At 68.2% G+C, this 17,917-nt stretch carries 16 protein-coding genes and 1 other RNA gene; 8 read left to right on the forward strand and 9 right to left on the reverse strand.

Features of this window, described 5'->3' with window-relative positions; all coding sequences use genetic code 11:
- The 7 genes from WS64_RS07940 to ffs form a co-directional block, all read right to left on the reverse strand.
- The gene (locus WS64_RS07940; protein WP_059645784.1) at positions 1 to 951 is read right to left on the reverse strand and encodes a protein-L-isoaspartate(D-aspartate) O-methyltransferase; all 951 of its coding nucleotides are present in this window, start codon (positions 949 to 951) and stop codon (positions 1 to 3) included.
- Positions 948 to 1,709 (reverse strand): 5'/3'-nucleotidase SurE, encoded by a 762-nt coding sequence (surE, locus tag WS64_RS07945; RefSeq protein WP_060966187.1) that lies wholly within the window; start codon positions 1,707 to 1,709, stop codon positions 948 to 950. The genes WS64_RS07940 and surE overlap by 4 nt, the downstream gene beginning before the upstream one ends.
- 220 nt (positions 1,710 to 1,929) lie before the next feature.
- The gene (locus WS64_RS07950) at positions 1,930 to 3,135 is read right to left on the reverse strand and encodes a CaiB/BaiF CoA transferase family protein (RefSeq protein WP_059585302.1); all 1,206 of its coding nucleotides are present in this window, start codon (positions 3,133 to 3,135) and stop codon (positions 1,930 to 1,932) included.
- A gap of 48 nt (positions 3,136 to 3,183) precedes the next feature.
- On the reverse strand, positions 3,184 to 3,780 hold the full coding sequence (recR, locus tag WS64_RS07955) for a recombination mediator RecR (RefSeq protein WP_006478665.1): 597 nt from the start codon (positions 3,778 to 3,780) through the stop codon (positions 3,184 to 3,186).
- A 31-nt stretch (positions 3,781 to 3,811) separates the two neighbouring features.
- Positions 3,812 to 4,138, reverse strand: coding sequence for a YbaB/EbfC family nucleoid-associated protein (locus WS64_RS07960; RefSeq protein ID WP_006482124.1), 327 nt, complete (start codon positions 4,136 to 4,138; stop codon positions 3,812 to 3,814).
- 95 nt (positions 4,139 to 4,233) lie between these two features.
- A complete protein-coding gene (locus tag WS64_RS07965) occupies positions 4,234 to 6,609 on the reverse strand; it encodes a DNA polymerase III subunit gamma/tau (RefSeq protein ID WP_060966188.1) in 2,376 nt (791 codons plus the stop codon).
- Between the two features lie 127 nt (positions 6,610 to 6,736).
- Positions 6,737 to 6,835, reverse strand: an RNA gene (gene ffs / locus WS64_RS07970) — signal recognition particle sRNA small type.
- Between the two features lie 389 nt (positions 6,836 to 7,224).
- Here ffs and trxA point away from each other — a divergent pair.
- From trxA to WS64_RS08010, 8 genes are all read left to right on the forward strand, one after another.
- Positions 7,225 to 7,551, forward strand: coding sequence for a thioredoxin TrxA (trxA, locus tag WS64_RS07975; RefSeq protein ID WP_006402348.1), 327 nt, complete (start codon positions 7,225 to 7,227; stop codon positions 7,549 to 7,551).
- 195 nt (positions 7,552 to 7,746) lie between these two features.
- Positions 7,747 to 9,009 (forward strand): transcription termination factor Rho, encoded by a 1,263-nt coding sequence (gene rho, locus WS64_RS07980; RefSeq protein ID WP_006753675.1) that lies wholly within the window; start codon positions 7,747 to 7,749, stop codon positions 9,007 to 9,009.
- Between the two features lie 129 nt (positions 9,010 to 9,138).
- Complete coding sequence (locus WS64_RS07985; RefSeq protein ID WP_059585300.1) at positions 9,139 to 9,639, forward strand: MerR family transcriptional regulator; 501 nt, start codon at positions 9,139 to 9,141, stop codon at positions 9,637 to 9,639.
- Positions 9,636 to 11,192 carry an MFS transporter gene (locus tag WS64_RS07990; protein ID WP_059585299.1) on the forward strand — a complete coding sequence of 519 codons (1,557 nt, stop codon included), beginning with the start codon at positions 9,636 to 9,638 and terminating at the stop codon, positions 11,190 to 11,192. Before WS64_RS07985 ends, WS64_RS07990 begins: the two co-directional genes overlap by 4 nt.
- A gap of 38 nt (positions 11,193 to 11,230) precedes the next feature.
- On the forward strand, positions 11,231 to 12,064 hold the full coding sequence (locus tag WS64_RS07995) for a M90 family metallopeptidase (protein ID WP_060966189.1): 834 nt from the start codon (positions 11,231 to 11,233) through the stop codon (positions 12,062 to 12,064).
- Between the two features lie 157 nt (positions 12,065 to 12,221).
- Entirely contained in the window at positions 12,222 to 12,485 is a 264-nt protein-coding gene (locus WS64_RS08000) for a type B 50S ribosomal protein L31 (RefSeq protein WP_040144297.1), read from the forward strand.
- 145 nt (positions 12,486 to 12,630) lie between these two features.
- The gene (locus WS64_RS08005; protein WP_155720405.1) at positions 12,631 to 14,463 is read left to right on the forward strand and encodes an ArnT family glycosyltransferase; all 1,833 of its coding nucleotides are present in this window, start codon (positions 12,631 to 12,633) and stop codon (positions 14,461 to 14,463) included.
- Positions 14,464 to 14,465: 2 nt separating this feature from the next.
- A complete protein-coding gene (locus tag WS64_RS08010) occupies positions 14,466 to 15,818 on the forward strand; it encodes an MATE family efflux transporter (RefSeq protein WP_060966191.1) in 1,353 nt (450 codons plus the stop codon).
- 11 nt (positions 15,819 to 15,829) lie between these two features.
- On the opposite strand, the gene lipA is transcribed toward WS64_RS08010, so the two are convergent.
- The gene (gene lipA, locus WS64_RS08015; protein WP_060966192.1) at positions 15,830 to 16,795 is read right to left on the reverse strand and encodes a lipoyl synthase; all 966 of its coding nucleotides are present in this window, start codon (positions 16,793 to 16,795) and stop codon (positions 15,830 to 15,832) included.
- Between the two features lie 2 nt (positions 16,796 to 16,797).
- Positions 16,798 to 17,913: an acetoin dehydrogenase dihydrolipoyllysine-residue acetyltransferase subunit gene (locus WS64_RS08020; RefSeq protein WP_060966193.1), complete on the reverse strand. Its 1,116-nt coding sequence runs from the start codon at positions 17,911 to 17,913 to the stop codon at positions 16,798 to 16,800.
- Positions 17,914 to 17,917 lie beyond the last annotated feature (4 nt).

Consider the following 17,917-nt stretch of genomic DNA (forward strand, 5'->3'; position numbering starts at 1 on the left):
TCAAATCACTCCGGATTTTAAAGGGACAAAGAAAACGCGATCAAGCCGGGACTCTCGCCATTGCGCGTGCGCGACGCGCTCGACGAGCGTGAGCACCTGGTGCTGTCCGCTCTGCGCACCGACGGGCGCGACGAGCCGCCCGCCGATCGCGAGTTGCTCGAGCAGCGCCTGCGGCACGTCGAGCCCCGCCGCCGCGATCACGATCGCGTCGAACGGGGCCGCGGACGGCAGGCCGACACGCCCGTCGCCGTAGTGCAGACGGATGTTCGGCACGCGCAGCGGCCGCAGGTTCAGCTTCGCGCGCTCGTAAAGCGGCTTGATGCGTTCAATCGAATACACGTCGCGTGCCACGTGGCTCAGCACGGCGGCCTGATAGCCGCAGCCCGTGCCGATCTCGAGCACGCGCTCGAGCGTGCGGCCGGCCATCGCGAGCTCGATCATGCGCGCGACGACCGACGGCTTTGAAATGGTTTGCTGGTGGCCGATCGGCAGCGCCGAATCCTCGTAGGCCTGCGTCGCGAGCCCCGGATCCACGAACAGGTGGCGCGGCACCGCGGCCATCGCGTCCAGCACGCGCGCATCGGTCACGCCGTTCGCGCGCAGGCGTTCGACCATCCGCTCGCGCACACGTTCCGACGTAAGCGCGAACGCGCCGGCCGGCGCGACACTCGGCGCGGCCGGCTTCGGCAGCGCAGGTTTCAGTGCGGTGGGCTTCGGTGCAGTCGCCGGCTTCGCGGCGGCGATGCCCGGCTGCGGCGCACGCAAGGCTGCCGGCTTCACCGCAACCGGTTTCACCGCGACCGGTTTCAGCGCGGCCGCGGGTTTGTCGGCGGCCTTCGGCACCGCGCTCGCCGTCTGGCGTTCGCCGGCCCGGCCTTTTTCCGACTTGCGTGGCGCTCGCTTGAGATCTTCGAGCGCGAGCGGGAACCGCTTCGCGCGCTCGCCGCTCATGAAGCCCGCCCTCCGGCGCGCGCCCATTCGCGCGTCGCGGGCAGCATCTGCGTATGCGTGAGATCGAGCTGCAGCGGCGTGATCGACACGAAACCGTTCGCGACGGCATGGAAATCGGTGCCTTCGCTGGCGTCCAGCGCCTCGCCCGCGGCGCCGATCCAGTAGATCGGCTCGCCGCGCGGGTCGGTCTGGCGAATCACCGGCTGCGACGGATGACGCTTGCCGAGGCGCGTGACCTTCCAGCCCTTCAGTTGATCGTACGGCAGGTTCGGAATGTTGACGTTCAGCAGCGGCTGGCCCGGCAGCGGATGCGCGAGGTAGTGCGCGACGATTTCCGCGGCGACGCGCGCGGCGTCGGCCAGATGCGTCCAGCCCTTGTCGACCAGCGAGAACGCGATGGCCGGCACGCCGAACATGATGCCTTCGGTGGCGGCTGCAACTGTCCCCGAATAGAGCGTGTCTTCGCCCATGTTCTGGCCGTTGTTGATACCGGACACGACGATGTCCGGCCTCGCATCGGCCATCCCCGTCAGCGCGACGTGCACCGAATCGGTCGGCGTGCCGTTCACGTAGAAGAAACCCGTACCCGCTGCACGCTGCACCGACAGCGGCCGCGACAACGTGAGGGAATTCGACGCGCCGCTGCAGTTCTGCTCGGGCGCGATCACCGTAAGCTCGGCCAGCGGCCGCAGCGCTTCGCTGAGCGCGGCGAGACCGGGGGCGAGATAGCCGTCGTCGTTGCTGAGTAGGATTCGCATCCGGCGATTGTAACCGAGGAAGGATGGCGCGAGAGCGACAGTCCAGCCACCGCAGACGGGCGGGTATACGCATGGACGGGCGATGCGCCGCCGTACTGCGCGGCGGCGTTCCGCGCGCTGGGGAAAACACCGTGTCGCCCGGTTTGCCGCCCCGACGAAAGTCTCGTCGACGGAATACCATCGTCGGGAAGCCCGGCGCGACGCGCCGGGCCGGCTGCGCTCAGATCGCGCCCGCCTCGCGCAATGCGGCAATCGCCTGCGTGTCGTAGCCGAGGCCGCGCAGCACCTCGTCGGTGTGCTCGCCGAGCTCGGGCCCGAGCCAGCGCGTTTCGCCCGGCGTGGCCGACAGCTTCGGCGTGATGTTCGGCAGCGGAATGTCCGTGCCGTCGGCCAGCTTGAACCGCTGGATCATCTGGCGCGCGACGAATTGCGGATCGGTGAACATGTCGGCCGCGCTGTAGATGCGTCCGGCCGGCACGTCGGCCGCGTTCAGCACGCCGAGCGCCTCGTCGATCGTGCGCGGCGCGAGCCACGCGGCGATCGCGTCGTCGATTTCCTGCGTGCGCGGCACGCGCCCGTCGTTCTGCGCGAGCGCGGGATCGTCGGCGAGGTCGTCGCGCTCGATCGCCTTCATCAGCCGCTTGAAGATCGGGTCGCTGTTGCCGCCGATCACGATGCTGCCGTCGCGGCATGCATACGTGTTCGACGGCACGATGCCCGGCAGCGACGCGCCGGTGCGCTCGCGCACCATCCCGTACACGCCGTATTCGGGCACTACGCTTTCCATCATGTTGAAGACGGCTTCATACAGTGCAACGTCGACCACCTGCCCCGCGCCGCCGTTGACCTTGCGGTGATGGAGCGCCATCAGCGCGCCGATCACGCCGTGCAGCGCGGCGATCGAATCGCCGATCGAGATGCCGATGCGCGGCGGCGGCAAATCGGGATAGCCGGTGATGTGGCGCAGCCCGCCCATCGATTCGGCGATCGCGCCGAAGCCGGGCCGGTCGCGGTACGGGCCCGTCTGCCCGTAGCCGGACAGGCGCACCATCACGAGGCCCGGATTGTCGGCCGACAGCACGTCGTAGCCGAGCCCGAGCTTTTCGAGCAGGCCCGGACGGAAGTTCTCGATCACGATGTCGGCCTCGCTCGCGAGTTGCCGCGCGATCGCCTTGCCGGCGTCGGCTTTCAGGTTCAGCGTGACCGATTTCTTGTTGCGCGCCTGCACGGACCACCACAGCGACGTGCCGCCCTGCTCCGGGTAGAGCTTGCGCCATTTGCGCAGCGGGTCGCCGCCGTTCGGATCCTCGATCTTGATCACTTCCGCACCGAATTCGGCGAACAGCCGCGACGCGAACGGCCCCGCGATCAGCGTTCCGAATTCGAGCACTTTGACGCCCGCGAGCGGGCCCTGGCTGGTGCTCATGTGTCTCCCTGGCATGAGGAACGGCGCCGCTAGCAGGCGGCGCCCGGCTTACATCGTGCGGCGATCGAGCATCGCGCGGGCGATGGTGCCCGCGTCCACGTACTCGAGCTCGCCGCCCACCGGCACGCCGCGCGCGAGACGCGTGACCGCCAGCCCGCGCGCCTTGAGCGTCTGGCCGAGATAGTGGGCGGTGGCTTCGCCTTCGTTCGTGAAGTTGGTCGCGAGCACGACTTCCTTGACGACGCCGTCGGATGCGCGCCGCACGAGGCGGTCGAAATGGATTTCCTTCGGACCGATTCCGTCGAGCGGGCTCAGTCGCCCCATCAGCACGAAATACAGCCCGCGGTAGGTCATCGTCTGCTCGAGCATGATCTGGTCGGCGGGCGTCTCGACGACGCACAGCAGCGTCGGATCACGCTCCTCGTCGCTGCAGACCTCGCAGATCTGCGCTTCGGTGAACGTGTTGCACTTTTCGCAATGCTGCAGGTGCTCGGTCGCGAACAGCAGCGACCGGCCGAGCCGCTCCGCGCCCTCACGGTCGTGCTGCATCAGGTGAACCGCCATGCGCTGCGCGGATTTCGGCCCGACGCCGGGCAGCACGCGCAACGCTTCGACGAGAGCGGACAGGGCGGACGGCTGTTTCATACGGCGGCAAACGGTGGCAAGGACGCCGCGCTCAGAACGGCAGCTTGAAGCCCGGGGGCAGCGGCAGGCCCGACGTCATGCCGCTCATCTTTTCCTGCGACGTGGCTTCGGCCTTGCGCACCGCGTCGTTGAACGCAGCGGCGACGAGATCCTCGAGCATGTCCTTGTCGTCCGCGAGCAGGCTCGGGTCGATCGACACGCGGCGCACTTCGTTGCGGCACGTCATCGTCACCTTGACGAGGCCGGCGCCCGACTGCCCTTCGACCTCGATCAGCGCAAGCTGCTCCTGCATCTTCTTCATGTTTTCCTGCATTTGCTGCGCTTGCTTCATCAGTCCGGCGAGGTTGCCTTTCAACATGGGAATACTCCTTCTCGATCGTGTGAAAACCGGCACGCGGCGCGTGCCGGCCAATGTGTGCGGGGCGTGATTGTGCCTGTCGCGGGGCGCTCAGTTCAATGGAGTGTAGGCGGCGCGCCGTCCGGCGACGAATCGGCGAGCGGACGCACCGACCCCTCGACGATGCGCGCACCGAACTCGCGCACGAGCTGCTGGACGAACGGATCGCCGTGAATCTCCTGCTCGGCTTCGCGCTGGCGTGCCGCGCGCGCGGCCGCATCGAGCGCCGCCGCGGTGCGCCGTGCGGGCCCGACCTCCACGATCACCTCGACCGGCTTGCCGAGCGCATCGGCCAGCGCGGCCTTCAGCTTCGCCACCTGCGCGGCGTCCGCATACTGCGGCACGGGCACGGACAGTTTCAACGCGCTCGCATCGACGGCCGTCAGCTCGCTGTTGAACGCGAGCTGGTATGCAACACCCTTCAGCGGCAGCCGCGCGGCCAGCGCCGGCCATTCGCCGTCGAAGCCGATCGGATCGAGCGCGATCGCCGGCGGCAGCGGGCGCGTGTCGATCGGCGCGGCCGGACGCGCGTCCGCCGGCTTCGGCGTCACGCTCACATCGTCGGGACCGCTGTCGAACACCGGCACGAAGCCGTCGTCGGAACCGCCGAACATTTCGTCGGCGCTGAGCGGCACGTAGTCGTCGGGCGGGATGTCCTCCCACGGCGGCGACGACTGGCGCGCCTCGGCGGCTTGCGGCGCGCGGGCGGCGGCACGCGGCGTCGGCACCTGCACGGCCGGCCGCGGCGCGGCCGGCTTCTCGGCGGCCGGCTGGGCCGCCGCCGGCTTGGCCGCAGCGCCTGCACGACTGCGGTCCGACGACACGCGCATCCCTGCATTGCGCAGCACGTCGAGCGCGGCGGCGGCACCGCCGGCGCGCGCCGCCGGACGCGCGGCGGCCGGCTCGGGCGACGCGGCGCGCGGCACCGGTTCGGCCTGCGGCGCCGGTTCGTCGTTTCGCTGCACGGTGGCAACGGCAGCCGGCTCGGATTCCTTGAGGGCGGATGCCGGCATGTCGCCGGTGGGCGCCGCCTTCGTTTCCGGCTGCGTCGGCACGATGGCGTGTGCGTCGGCCGCGACCGGCGCCGGCGCTGCCGCCTCCGCCGGCGACGGGACGGCAGCCGGCTTGGCGGCCGATCGCCCGGCTTCGTCGCCCGACTGCGCCGGCATCGAACGTGCGACCGGCACGACAGGTGCGGCCGGCGTCGCAACTTGCGGACGCGCTGCGCTGGCGGGCGCGGCCGATACCGGCTTCGCCGCGGCGGCGGCCGGTGCCGCGGCCGCGCGCGGGGCCGGCACGGCGCGCGGCGGCACGGACGGCTGGCCGCCCGGCGCACTGCCGGCGCCAACGGCCGGCTCGAACGCGAGCATCCGCAGCAGCGTCATCGTGAATCCGGCGTATTCGTCCGGCGCCAGGCCGAGTTCGGCGCGCCCGACCGTCGCGATCTGATAGAACAATTGGACTTGCTCGGGGCTCAGCGTCTGCGCGAAACGGCGCAGATCGGCCGCTTCCGGCCACTCGTCGAGCACCGAGCCCGGCGCGAACTGCGCCCATGCGATCCGGTGCAGCAGGCTCGCGAGATCCTGCAGCGCGGTCGAGAACGACAGGCTGCGCAGCGACATCTCGTCGGCAATCGCGAGGATTTCCGGGCCGCTGCCGGCCGCGAGCGCGTCGAGCAGGCGCACCATGTAGGTCTGGTCGAGCGCGCCGAGCATGCCCGACACCGCCGACTCGGTCACCTCGTTCGCCGAATAGGCGATCGCCTGGTCGGTCAGCGACAGCGCATCGCGCATGCTGCCCTGCGCGGCGCGCGCGAGCAGGCGCAACGCCTGCGGCTCGAACGTGATCCGCTCTTCGCCGAGGATCCGCTCGAGATGCGACACGATGTGTCCGGCCGGCATCTGCTTCAGGTTGAACTGCAGACAGCGCGACAGCACGGTGACGGGGATTTTCTGCGGATCGGTCGTCGCGAGGATGAACTTGACGTGCGGCGGCGGCTCTTCGAGCGTCTTCAGCATCGCGTTGAACGCGTGGTTCGTCAGCATGTGCACTTCGTCGATCATGTAGACCTTGAAGCGCGCATCGACGGGCGCGTACACCGCGCGCTCGAGCAGCGCAGCCATTTCGTCGACGCCGCGGTTGCTCGCCGCGTCCATCTCGACGTAATCGACGAAACGGCCCTCGTCGATCTCGCGACAGGCGCGACACACGCCGCACGGCTGCGACGTGACGCCGGTTTCACAGTTGAGCGCCTTCGCGAAGATCCGCGACAGCGTCGTCTTGCCGACACCGCGGGTTCCGGTAAACAGATAGGCGTGATGGAGACGCCCGCCGTCGAGCGCGTGCGTGAGCGCCCTGACGACGTGCTCCTGGCCGACGAGCGAAGCGAAATCCTTCGGACGCCACTTGCGTGCGAGAACTTGATAGGTCATCGGGAAATTGTATCAGTAACGCTGCGTCGCGCCGACACGCGAAACGGTGCGGAACACGGGCAACGCGCAGGTCGAACGGAGTGTGACGCGGAAATAAAAAACGCCCGGCGAACGGGGCGAGAAGGAAGGTGACGAGCCCAACCCTCGGCACTGGCGGAAAACGATTGTGGCTGCTTCGTTCCCGACCTGACCAGGTTCACCGCCCCACCATGCGAGGAGGCCCGTCACGGCATATTCTATCACCGCTTCCGGACGAATGCGACCGTTTGTTCGCATCAATGCGAATGTCGCCGGGCAAACCGGCGCGTCGTCCATTCGGATACGTTGCATGCGGCGCGCCCCTTGCAATTGGCGAACCGGCCTCCACCTGCGTGGCACGACGGTCGAACGTCGCGTCGTACCCCTACTCGCGTAGCGGCTACTATCGCCGCCCGCAGCAGATAGCAATTTAGGCTAATATGACGCCCGAACGACCCGCGAGCCGCGGATGCAGCGCTTACGCCCCTCCTTTCCGGAAAGGCGGAGTGACCTGCCGCGGCGGCCGGCAGCCTACGGCGGCCGGTTCGCCGCAACGCGCAAGCAGGCAGTCCCCGAACCGTAAGAGGTATTGACCCAATGAGCGAACAGATCAAACACATCAGCGACGCATCGTTCGAACAGGACGTCGTCAAGTCCGACAAGCCCGTACTCGTCGATTTCTGGGCCGAATGGTGCGGCCCGTGCAAGATGATCGCCCCGATCCTCGACGAAGTCGCGAAGGACTACGGCGACAAGCTGCAGATCGCGAAGATCAACGTCGACGACAACCAGGCCACGCCCGCGAAGTTCGGCGTGCGCGGCATCCCGACGCTGATCCTGTTCAAGAACGGCGCGGCTGCCGCGCAGAAGGTCGGCGCGCTGTCGAAATCGCAGCTCACCGCGTTCCTGGACAGCCACCTGTAATACCGGCAGATCCGCGGACGTGTTGTCAGTCGGCAACACGTCCGCCGCCAAGCCGCCGATCGCTCGCTCAAGCGCGAATCGGCCTATGCTAGAATTAAAAAACGTCGGCAAGACGCATTTAAGTCTCTGAGCGCTTCCGCTCGCCCTCCTCCCTTATTTTCTTTCGTCGCTTCTCCTCCCTGGCGGGTTCTCCGTATGCATTTATCCGAGCTCAAGTCTCTGCACGTGTCCGAACTGATCGAAATGGCCAATGGCCTGGAGATCGAAAACGCGAACCGCCTGCGCAAGCAGGAGTTGATGTTTGCCATTCTCAAAAAGCGCGCCAAGACGGGAGAGACGATCTTCGGCGACGGTACGCTCGAAGTGCTGCCGGACGGCTTCGGCTTCCTGCGCTCGCCGGAAATGTCGTACCTCGCGAGCACCGACGACATCTATATCAGCCCGTCGCAGATCCGCCGCTTCAACCTGCACACCGGCGACACCATCGAAGGTGAAGTCCGCACGCCGAAGGACGGCGAGCGCTACTTCGCGCTGGTGAAGGTCGACAAAGTCAACGGGCAGCCGCCCGAGGCCTCGAAACACAAGATCATGTTCGAGAACCTCACGCCGCTGCACCCGAACAAGCCGCTGGCGCTCGAGCGCGAGATGCGCGGCGAGGAAAACGTCACGGGCCGCATCATCGACATGATCGCGCCGATCGGCAAGGGCCAGCGCGGCCTGCTGGTCGCGTCGCCGAAGTCGGGCAAGACGGTGATGCTCCAGCACATCGCGCACGCGATCAAGCAGAACCACCCGGACGTCGTCCTGTTCGTGCTGCTGATCGACGAGCGCCCCGAAGAAGTGACCGAAATGCAGCGCTCGGTCGCCGGCGAAGTCATCGCGTCCACGTTCGACGAGCCGGCCACGCGTCACGTGCAGGTCGCCGAAATGGTGATCGAGAAGGCCAAGCGCCTCGTCGAAATGAAGCACGACGTCGTGATTCTGCTCGACTCGATCACGCGTCTCGCACGCGCTTACAACACCGTGATCCCGGCATCGGGCAAGGTGCTGACGGGTGGTGTCGACGCGAACGCGCTGCAGCGCCCGAAGCGCTTCTTCGGCGCAGCGCGCAACATCGAGGAAGGCGGCTCGCTGACGATCATCGGCACCGCGCTGATCGAGACCGGCAGCCGCATGGACGACGTGATCTACGAAGAGTTCAAGGGCACCGGCAACATGGAAGTGCACCTCGAGCGCCGCCTCGCGGAAAAGCGCGTCTATCCGTCGATCAACCTGAACAAGTCGGGCACGCGTCGCGAAGAGATGCTGATCAAGCCCGAGATCCTTCAGAAGATCTGGGTGCTGCGCAAGTTCATCCACGACATGGACGAAGTCGAGGCAATGGAATTCCTGCTCGACAAGATCCGCCAGACGAAGAGCAACTCCGAGTTCTTCGACCTGATGCGCCGCGGCGGCTGATCGCCCTCGCCGCGCGACACGGCCGCCCGCGCATTCCGCCTGGCGGCCGTTTCTCGGTCCCAACCTGTACGTGAACGTACACGTTGATCTATAATCGCGTCATCCTTCCGCCGAAATCCGCCACCTCCGATGCCGAACGATGCCTCCGCCCCGTTATTGACCGTCAGCGACGCCGCGTCGCGGCTCGGCGTCACGCCGCGCACGCTCAAATATTACGAAGAGCGCGGGCTCGTCACGCCGTCGCGCAGCGAAGGCCGCTACCGCCTCTACGACGAAACCGACCTCGAGCGCTTCGCGCGCATCCTGCGGCTGCGCGCGCTCGGCTTCTCGTTGCACGGCATCACCGAAATGCTGAAGCGCCCGCTGGAAGAAACGGGCGACGGCCGGCGCCGCTATTCGGATGCATCGCTGCGCGACATCCGCGCCGGCCTCGCCGAGCAGATCGATACGCTCGACCGGCGGATCGCGGCCGTCCAGCGCGAACTGAAGGAAGCCGTCGCGCTGCGCAAGGAATTGCAGCACGACATCGACTACGTCGAACGGCGCCTCGCCGGCGAAAACGCCGATGCGCTGATCGCGCAGCGGCGGGCGGAAGCCGGCGCGCGGCGCGCCCGCAAGGATCGCGAATGAACGCGGTGCCCGGCCGATCGCCGCTGTGGAGCCGCGCGAACCTGCGCGCGGACTTGTTCCCATGGGCGCTCGCGCTCGTCACGGGCATCGACTACTTCGACAACGCGGTCTTCTCGTTCTTCGCGAGCTACATCGCGGGCGGCATCAACGCATCGCCCGACGAACTCGTGTGGTCGTCGAGCGCCTACGCGGTCACGGCCGTGCTCGGTATCCTGCAGCAGCAATGGTGGGTCGACCGGCTCGGCCATCGCCGCTACGTCGCGGGCTGCATGCTGATGTTCTCGTTCGGCGCGATCGCGTCGGCGCTGGCCGACACGTCGCTGGCGCTCGCGTTCGCGCGCGGTTTCCAGGGGTATTTCATCGGCCCGATGATGGGCGCGTGCCGGATCCTGATCCAGATCAGTTTCAAGCCGCAGGAGCGGCCGCCCGCGACCCGCGCGTTCCTGATCATGATCCTGCTCGGCAGCGCGCTCGCGCCGATCGTCGGCGGGCTGCTCGTCGCGCATTCGACGTGGCGCGCGCTGTTCGCGTGCACGGCGCCGGCCGGCATCGCGTTCGCGATCCTCGCGCTGCTCACGCTGCCCGATTCGGGCCGCGCGCCGGACGACGAACGCGGTTCCGGCCACTTCTGGCCGTACGTCCTGTTCGCGCTCGCGCAAGGGGCGCTGCAGATCGTGCTGCAGCAGGTGCATTACCAGCTCTACAGCGGCTCGCCGATGCTGATCGCGCTGACGATCGCCGGGCTCGGCGCGCTCGCGTGGTTCGCCTATCACCAGTGGCATCACCCGACGCCGCTCGTGCGGCTGCACGCGTTTCGCGAGCGGACGTTCCAGATCGGGCTGCTGCTCTACATGTTCTATTACTACGAGACGACGGGCTTCAGTTACCTGACGTCGCGGTTTCTCGAGGGCGGGCTCGGCTATCCGGTCGAGAACGCCGGGCGCCTGGTCGGCACGATGTCGCTGATCTCGGCCACCGCGCTGTTCGCCTATCTGCGCTACGCGAAATTCGTCACGCACAAGAAATGGTTCGTCGTGCCGGGGTTCGCGATCGCGGTCACGGCCGCGCTGTGGATGACGCGGATGACGCCGCAGGTCGGCGAGGCGGCGCTGATCGTCCCGCTGCTGCTGCGCGGGTTGCTGCTGCTGTTCATCGTGCTGCCGGTCGCGAACCTCACGTTCCGCATCTTCGCGATCGACGAATACACGCACGGCTACCGGCTCAAGAACATCGTGCGGCAACTGACGATCTCGTTCGCGACGTCGTCGGTGATCATCGTCGAGCAGCACCGGCTGGCCGTGCACCAGACACGGCTCGTCGAGCGCGCGAACGTGTTCGACCCGCTGTTCCAGCAGACCGCCGATGCACTCACGCGCGGCTATGCGGCCGCCGGCCACGCGCTGAACGACGCGCACGGCCTCGCGATCGCGTCGATCGCGCGGATGGTGGCGCAGCAGGCGTCGTTCCTCGCGTCGCTCGACGGCTTTTACTTCCTCGCGGGCGTGGCGCTCGTCGGCGGCCTCTTCGCGGCATGGCAAAAACAGATCGATTGAGTTAAAAGACAGGCTTTGGATTTTCGTCCGCAGCCTCCATGCTTTCGAAACTGACCCGCTGGTTCGACGACCGCCGCCGCGACCGCGCGCTGCGCAGCCATCCGATTCCCGACGCGCTATGGCGCGAAACCGTCGAGCGGCTGCCGTTCCTGGCCAATCTTCCGCCCGACGCGCTCGGCCGGCTGCGCGAGATGACGAGCCTGTTCGTCGCGAAAAAATCGTTTTCGACCGCGCACGGGCTCGAGCTGACCGACGCGATGATCGTCGCGATCGCCGCGCAGGCCTGCCTGCCCGTGCTCAATCTCGACCTGTCGCTGTACGACGGCTGGGTCGGCGTCGTCGTGTATCCGGGCGAATTCGTGATCCGCAAGACGGTGCAGGACGAGGACGGCGTCGTTCACGAAGTCGAGCAGGACGCGAGCGGCGAGGCATGGGAAGGCGGCCCCGTGATCCTGTCGTGGGAAGACGCGCAGATGACGGACGGCCGGGATGCATACAACGTGGTGATCCACGAGTTCGCGCACAAGATCGACATGGTCAACGGCGCGGCCGACGGCTATCCGCCCCTTTTTCGCCGCTGGCATGCGCCGCACCTCGACGCGCAGGCTTGGGCCGACGTGTTCGAACATGCGTACGACCAGTTCTGCGCGCGCGTCGACGCGGTGCCGGAGCGCGCGTGGGCGCGCTTCGAGCGGGACTCGCTGATCGATCCCTATGCGGCCGACCACCCGTCGGAATTCTTCGCCGTATGCAGCGAGGCGCTGTTCGTGCGACCGACAGCGTTCGAGTCCGAATTTCCGGAGCTGTACCGGCTGCTCGCGCGCTACTACCGGCAGGATCCGGCCGGCGCCGGCGCGCTCGACGCACCATGAAAATTATTCGTCAACCGTCTGATTTTCTGGCATAATCGCCGTTTTTCGACCTTAGGCAAGTGGCTCGCGCCGGGCTTGACGTCAGCCGAAACGCTCCCATCGGGGCGGCACGGCCGGCCAAGCGGCGGGTTGGCTACCGCTATCACCAAGGAAAATCATGAAACCTGGCATTCACCCGGACTACCGCGAAGTCGTCTTCCAAGACATGTCGAACGGCTTCAAGTTCATCACGCGCTCGACGATCCAGACGCGTGAAACCATCGAGCACGAAGGCAAGACCTACCCGCTCGCCAAGATCGAAGTGTCGTCGGAATCGCACTCGTTCTACACGGGTCAGCAAAAGATCATGGACACGGCAGGCCGTGTCGAGAAGTTCAAGAACAAGTTCGGCGCACGCGCCAGCGGCAAGGTCGCGAAGTAAGCTTCGCACCGCATCCGGTGGTTGCAACGCACCGGTACCGCACGAAAGGGCAGCCCAGGCTGCCCTTTTTTGTCTCTGCCCGCCCGGAAAGGCGCCGCCCGGCGCCCGGGCAACGACCTGACGCACAACAGCGGGCGCGACTACAATGCCGGATGCTCGAAACCGGCTCGACCGCGCGCAGCCGCGCCGGCCGCCCGCCCATAACAAATCGCTCATCTGCATGAAGCCTGTCGTCCGTCTCACCGCCTCCGCCACGCGTGCGCTGCCGCGCTGGCTGCTGCTCACGCTCTGCCTCGTCTACGCGGCGTTCGGCCTGTTCGGCCGCGACCCGTGGAAAAACGAGGACGCGGCGGGCTTCGGCGTGATGTGGACGATGGCCAAGGGCGGCTGGCACGACTGGCTGCTGCCGAACCTGGTCGGCAAGTTCATCACGACCGACGGGCCGCTCGGCTACTGGCTCGGCGCACTGTCGATCCGCGGCCTCGGCCCGTGGGTCGACGCAAGCAACGCGTCGCGCGTCGATACCGGCGTGCTGTTCTGCGCCGCGTGCGCGTTCGTCTGGTACGCGGCCTACCTGCTCGGCCGGCGCGCCGAGGTTCAACCGTTCAAATACGCATTCGGCGGCGAGCCCGAGCCGCGCGACTACGGCCGCACGCTCGCGGACGGCGCGCTGCTGGTGCTCGTCGCCTGCTTCGGCCTCGCGGAACGCGGGCATGAAACGACGCCGCAACTCGCGCAATTCGCGTGGATCGCGATGCTCGTGTACGGGATCGTGCGCGGCATCGACAAGCCGCTGCAAGGCGCACTGTGGTGGGGCCTCGCGATGGGCCTCGTCGCGCTGTCCGGCAACCCGGTGCTGGTCGTCGCGCTGCTCGCGGGCACGGCCGCGCTGTGGCTCGTCACGCCCGAGATGCGCAACCTGCGCCTGCCGCTGGTCGGCCTGCCGCTCGCGGCCGCGATCTTCGCGCTGTGGCCGATCGCCGCCTTCGTCGCGGCGCCGGACGACGCCGCATGGTTCTTCAACCAGTGGATCCACGGCAGCCTGATGCGCTTTTCGGGCCCGCCGACGGCCGTGCTCGGCTATGCGGCGAAGAACCTGCCGCTGTTCACGTGGCCCGCCTGGCCGCTCGCGATCTGGGCGTGGTGGAGCTGGGCCGGCATGCGCCGTCGCGCGCACATCGCGATTCCGCTGTCGGTGGCCGTGCCGCTCGTCGCGCTCGTGATCCTGCAAAGCCAGCAGTCGAACCGCATGTACATGCTGCTGCTGCCGCCGCTCGCGGTGCTGGCGACGTTTGCGCTGCCGACCCTCAAGCGCGGCGCGATCAACGCGATCGACTGGTTTGCCGTACTGAGCTTCACGATCCTCGGCACCTTCGTGTGGCTGGTGTGGCTCGCATCGCTCACCGGCTTCCCGCATCCGCTCGCGCGCAACCTCGCGCGTCTCGTGCCCGGCTACGAGCCGCATTTCAATATCCTGTCGTTCATCTGCGCGGTGATCGTCACCGTGTGCTGGTGCTTCATCGTGCGCTGGCGCGTGTCGCGGCAGCCGAAGGTGCTGTGGCGCAGCGTCGTGCTGTCGGGCGCGGGCACGACGCTGATGTGGGTGCTGCTGATGACGCTGTGGCTGCCGATCGTCAACTACGGCCGGACCTATCGCGACGTCGCGCAACAGATCGCCGTGCACCTGCCGTCCGACTACGAATGCATCTCGCCGGTGCGGCTCGGCGACGCGCAGATCGCGACCTTCGCGTACTTCGGCGACATGCACTTCGATTTCTCCGGCGACTGCGACGTGATCCTGCGCCAGGACCGCGCTGACTTCGGCGAGCCGAGCGCGATGTCGCAATACGTGTGGCGTCTCGTCTGGGAAGGCCGCCGCGTCGCCGACCGCGACGAGCGCTTCCGCCTGTACGAGCGCATCGAACGGCCGAAGACGCCCGTCAAGCGGCGTCCGCCGCGCCGCCGGGCGGCCGATTGACGATGTTCGGCGACATCCGCCGGATCGTCGGTCTCGCGTGGCCGGTGCTAGTCGGCCAGCTCGCGATCATCGCGTTCGGCGTGATCGACACCGCGATGGTCGGCCGCTACTCGGCCGTCGATCTCGCCGCGCTCGGGCTCGGCTCGTCGATCTACGTATCGATCTATATCGGTCTAACCGGCATCCTGTCCGCGCTGCAGCCGATCACCGGGCAACTGTACGGCGCGCGGCGCTATGCGGAAATCGGCGAGGAAGTGCGCCAGGCGCTGTGGCTCGCGCTGCTGCTCGCGATTCCCGGCTTCCTGCTGCTGCATTTTCCCGAGCCGCTGTTGCGCATCGCGCATGCGCCCGCCGCGCTGCACGAGCGCACCGTCGACTACCTGCGCATCCTGTCGTACGGGCTGCCCGCGAGCCTCGTGTTCCGCATCTACAACGCGCTGACCAACGCGGCCGGCAAGCCCCGGCTCGCGATGATCCTGCAGATCGGCGCGCTGCTGCTCAAGTTTCCGCTGAACGTCTGGTTCATCTTCGGCGGCTTCGGCGTGCCGGCGCTCGGCGGCCCCGGCTGCGGGCTCGCGAGCACGCTGATCAACTGGGCGCTCGCGCTGATCGGCTACACGCTGCTCGCGAAGCTCGACGTGTTCGCGCCGCTCGCGATCTTCTCCCGCTTCTGCTGGCCCGTCTGGGCACGCCAGAAGGCGATCCTGAAGCTCGGCGTGCCGATGGGCCTGTCGTATCTGATCGAGGTCACGTCGTACACGTGCATGGCGCTGTTCATCGCGCAGTTCGGCACGACGACGCTCGCCGGCCACCAGATCGCCGGCAACATCGGCGCGGTGCTGTACATGACGCCGCTGTCGATCGGCGTGGCGGCGTCGACGCTGGTCGCGCGCGCGCTCGGCGCCGGGCACGCCGAGGAAGCCCGGCTGCTCGGCCGGCACAGCGTGATGTTCGCGTGCGGCGTGGCGGCTGCCTACGGCGTGCTCGTGTTCGCGCTGCGCCCGCTGATCATCGGCGGCTACACGCCGAACCCGGCCGTCGCCGCGGCCGCGATGCCGCTCGTCGCGATCGTCGCGTGCTACCACGTGTTCGATGCGCTGCAGGTCACGTCGGCGTTCGTGCTGCGCGCGTACAAGGTGGCGGTCGTGCCGACCGTGATCTATGCGGTCGCGCTGTGGGGCGTCGGACTCAGCGGCGGCTACCTGCTCGGCTTCGACGTCGGCGGGATCGCGCCCGCGTGGCTGACCGGCGCGCGCGGCTTCTGGTTCGCGAACACGGTCAGCCTGCTGCTGGCGGGCGCGGGGCTCGTGCTGTACCTGCGCCGCATCGGCCGCGCGCACGCCGCCACTGCCTGACGCGACGCGCGCTACGCGCCCTCCAGCACGTCGGCTGCGTGATAGGAGGACCGCACGAGCGGGCCGGCGACCACTTCCCTGAAACCGAGCGCAAGCGCCTCGTCGCGCCACGCGGCGAAGGCCTCCGGGCTCACGTGGCGCCGCACGGGCAAATGGTGCGCCGACGGCGCCAGATACTGGCCGAGCGTCAGCACGTCGACCTCGTGCGCGCGCAGGTCGCGCAGCGTGTCGCGCACCTCGTCGTCGCGCTCGCCGAGCCCGAGCATCAATCCCGATTTCGTCACGAGCGTCGGCCGCGCGGCCTTCGCCTGCGCGAGCAGTTCGAGCGAGCCGCGATAGTCGGCGCCCGGCCGCGCCGCCCGATACAGCGACGGCACCGTCTCGATGTTGTGGTTGAACACGTCGGGCCACGCCGACGACAGCGCGTCGAGCGCCCGTGCCGTGCGGCCGCGGAAGTCCGGCGTCAGCACCTCGACGCCGATGCCCGGCACGCTCGCGCGCACCGCCGCGATGCACGCGGCGAAATGCGCGGCGCCGCCGTCGCGCAGATCGTCGCGGTCGACCGACGTGATCACGACGTAGCGCAACCCGAGCGCCGCCGCCGCGTCGGCCAGCCGCGCGGGCTCGTCGGGATCGAGCGGCTCGGGACGGCCGTGCGCGACGTCGCAGAACGGGCAACGCCGCGTACACAGCCCGCCCATGATCATGAAGGTCGCGGTACGCTGCGCGAAGCATTCGCCGATGTTCGGGCACATCGCCTCCTCGCAGACGGAATGCAGCCGATGCTCGCGCAGCACGGCGGCCATGTCGGCCACCGCCGCGCTCATCATCGGCCGCGCGCGCAGCCACGGCGGCTTCGGCAGCGCCGCGCCGGCCGCGGGCTCGACGCGCACCGGAATGCGCGCGAGCTTGTCGCGACTTCTCGCGCCGGGCTGGCCGAGCGCCGTGAGGCTGGGTCGTTCGAGCGCGGCGGCCATCGTCAGTCTCCGAGGAACGCGACGATCAGGCGGTTCACGTCGGCGGCCGCCTCCATCTGCACCATGTGCCCGCCGCCGGCGATCACCTCGGCGCGCACGCCGTCCGGCAAGCCCTGCGCGTGCCGCGCGGGAATCACCTGGTCGCGCTCGCCCCAGATCACGAGCGTGCGCGGCGCAAGCGTCGCGAGCCGGTCGCGGAATACGCGCCGCTGCGCCGCGCCGTCGAACGCGGCGTCCGCGATCTTCTCCAGCGCGGCCTGCACGCCTTCGAGCCGCTTGTACTTGACGAGATCCTCGACGAGCTGCCGCGTGACCAGCGCGTCGTCCGCGAACAGCGCGCCGAGGTGCGGCTTCAGCGTGTTGCGGCTATTGCCGGCGACGAAGCCGTCGATGTATGCACGGTTGATGTCGGCGCCGAGCCCCGCGCTCGCGATGAGCGTGAGCGACGCCACGCGCGCCGGCGCGCTGTCGGCCAACGTCATCGCCACCGCGCCGCCCATCGAATGGCCGATCAGGTGCGCACGCTCGATGTGCTGCGCATCGAGCAGCGCAAGCACCGCGTCGGCCAGTTCGTCGAGACTGCCGGTCTCGACGGCCTTCTCCGACTCGCCGTGGCCGGGCAGATCGAGCGCCCACACCGGCCGGTGCGCGGCGAGTTCCGCATGGTTGAACAGCCAGTTGTTCAGGTCGCCGCCGAAGCCGTGGATCAGCACGGCCGGCGTGCCCGAACCGTCGCCGAGCTTCAGGAAGCGGATCGTGCGTCCGCCGATCCGCGCCTTCTCCGGCTGCGGGCCGGCCGCCTCGTCGGACGCCGCGCTCGGCACGAAATCGCGCTGGAAGTCGGCGATCGCCGCATCGATGTCGGCGTCGCTCGTGTCGGCGGCCGCGACCACGCCGAGCAGCGCGCCGACGGGCAGCGTCTCGCCCTCCTGCGCGATCTGTCGGCGCAGCGTGCCGTCGAACGCGCATTCGACGCCCGACGAGATCTTGTCGGTCTCGACGTCGAGCACCTCGTCGCCTTTCGCCACGCGTTCGCCGATCGCCTTCAGCCAGCCATTGACCTGCCCCTGCTCCATCGACAGCCCCCACTTGGGCATCGTGATCATGTGAATCGACATCGTG

Source organism: Burkholderia anthina, from assembly GCF_001547525.1.
GTDB lineage: Bacteria > Pseudomonadota > Gammaproteobacteria > Burkholderiales > Burkholderiaceae > Burkholderia > Burkholderia semiarida.

What these genes read in the sequence shown, in the direction of transcription:
- WS64_RS07940 (WP_059645784.1), bottom strand. Translation starts at nt 951, where the DNA reads ATGAGCGGCGAGCGCGCGAAGCGGTTCCCGCTCGCGCTCGAAGATCTC.
- surE (WP_060966187.1), bottom strand. Translation starts at nt 1,709, where the DNA reads ATGCGAATCCTACTCAGCAACGACGACGGCTATCTCGCCCCCGGTCTC.
- WS64_RS07950 (WP_059585302.1), bottom strand. Translation starts at nt 3,135, where the DNA reads ATGAGCACCAGCCAGGGCCCGCTCGCGGGCGTCAAAGTGCTCGAATTC.
- recR (WP_006478665.1), bottom strand. Translation starts at nt 3,780, where the DNA reads ATGAAACAGCCGTCCGCCCTGTCCGCTCTCGTCGAAGCGTTGCGCGTG.
- WS64_RS07960 (WP_006482124.1), bottom strand. Translation starts at nt 4,138, where the DNA reads ATGTTGAAAGGCAACCTCGCCGGACTGATGAAGCAAGCGCAGCAAATG.
- WS64_RS07965 (WP_060966188.1), bottom strand. Translation starts at nt 6,609, where the DNA reads ATGACCTATCAAGTTCTCGCACGCAAGTGGCGTCCGAAGGATTTCGCT.
- trxA (WP_006402348.1), top strand. Translation starts at nt 7,225, where the DNA reads ATGAGCGAACAGATCAAACACATCAGCGACGCATCGTTCGAACAGGAC.
- rho (WP_006753675.1), top strand. Translation starts at nt 7,747, where the DNA reads ATGCATTTATCCGAGCTCAAGTCTCTGCACGTGTCCGAACTGATCGAA.
- WS64_RS07985 (WP_059585300.1), top strand. Translation starts at nt 9,139, where the DNA reads ATGCCGAACGATGCCTCCGCCCCGTTATTGACCGTCAGCGACGCCGCG.
- WS64_RS07990 (WP_059585299.1), top strand. Translation starts at nt 9,636, where the DNA reads ATGAACGCGGTGCCCGGCCGATCGCCGCTGTGGAGCCGCGCGAACCTG.
- WS64_RS07995 (WP_060966189.1), top strand. Translation starts at nt 11,231, where the DNA reads ATGCTTTCGAAACTGACCCGCTGGTTCGACGACCGCCGCCGCGACCGC.
- WS64_RS08000 (WP_040144297.1), top strand. Translation starts at nt 12,222, where the DNA reads ATGAAACCTGGCATTCACCCGGACTACCGCGAAGTCGTCTTCCAAGAC.
- WS64_RS08005 (WP_155720405.1), top strand. Translation starts at nt 12,631, where the DNA reads ATGCCGGATGCTCGAAACCGGCTCGACCGCGCGCAGCCGCGCCGGCCG.
- WS64_RS08010 (WP_060966191.1), top strand. Translation starts at nt 14,466, where the DNA reads ATGTTCGGCGACATCCGCCGGATCGTCGGTCTCGCGTGGCCGGTGCTA.
- lipA (WP_060966192.1), bottom strand. Translation starts at nt 16,795, where the DNA reads ATGGCCGCCGCGCTCGAACGACCCAGCCTCACGGCGCTCGGCCAGCCC.
- WS64_RS08020 (WP_060966193.1), bottom strand. Translation starts at nt 17,913, where the DNA reads ATGTCGATTCACATGATCACGATGCCCAAGTGGGGGCTGTCGATGGAG.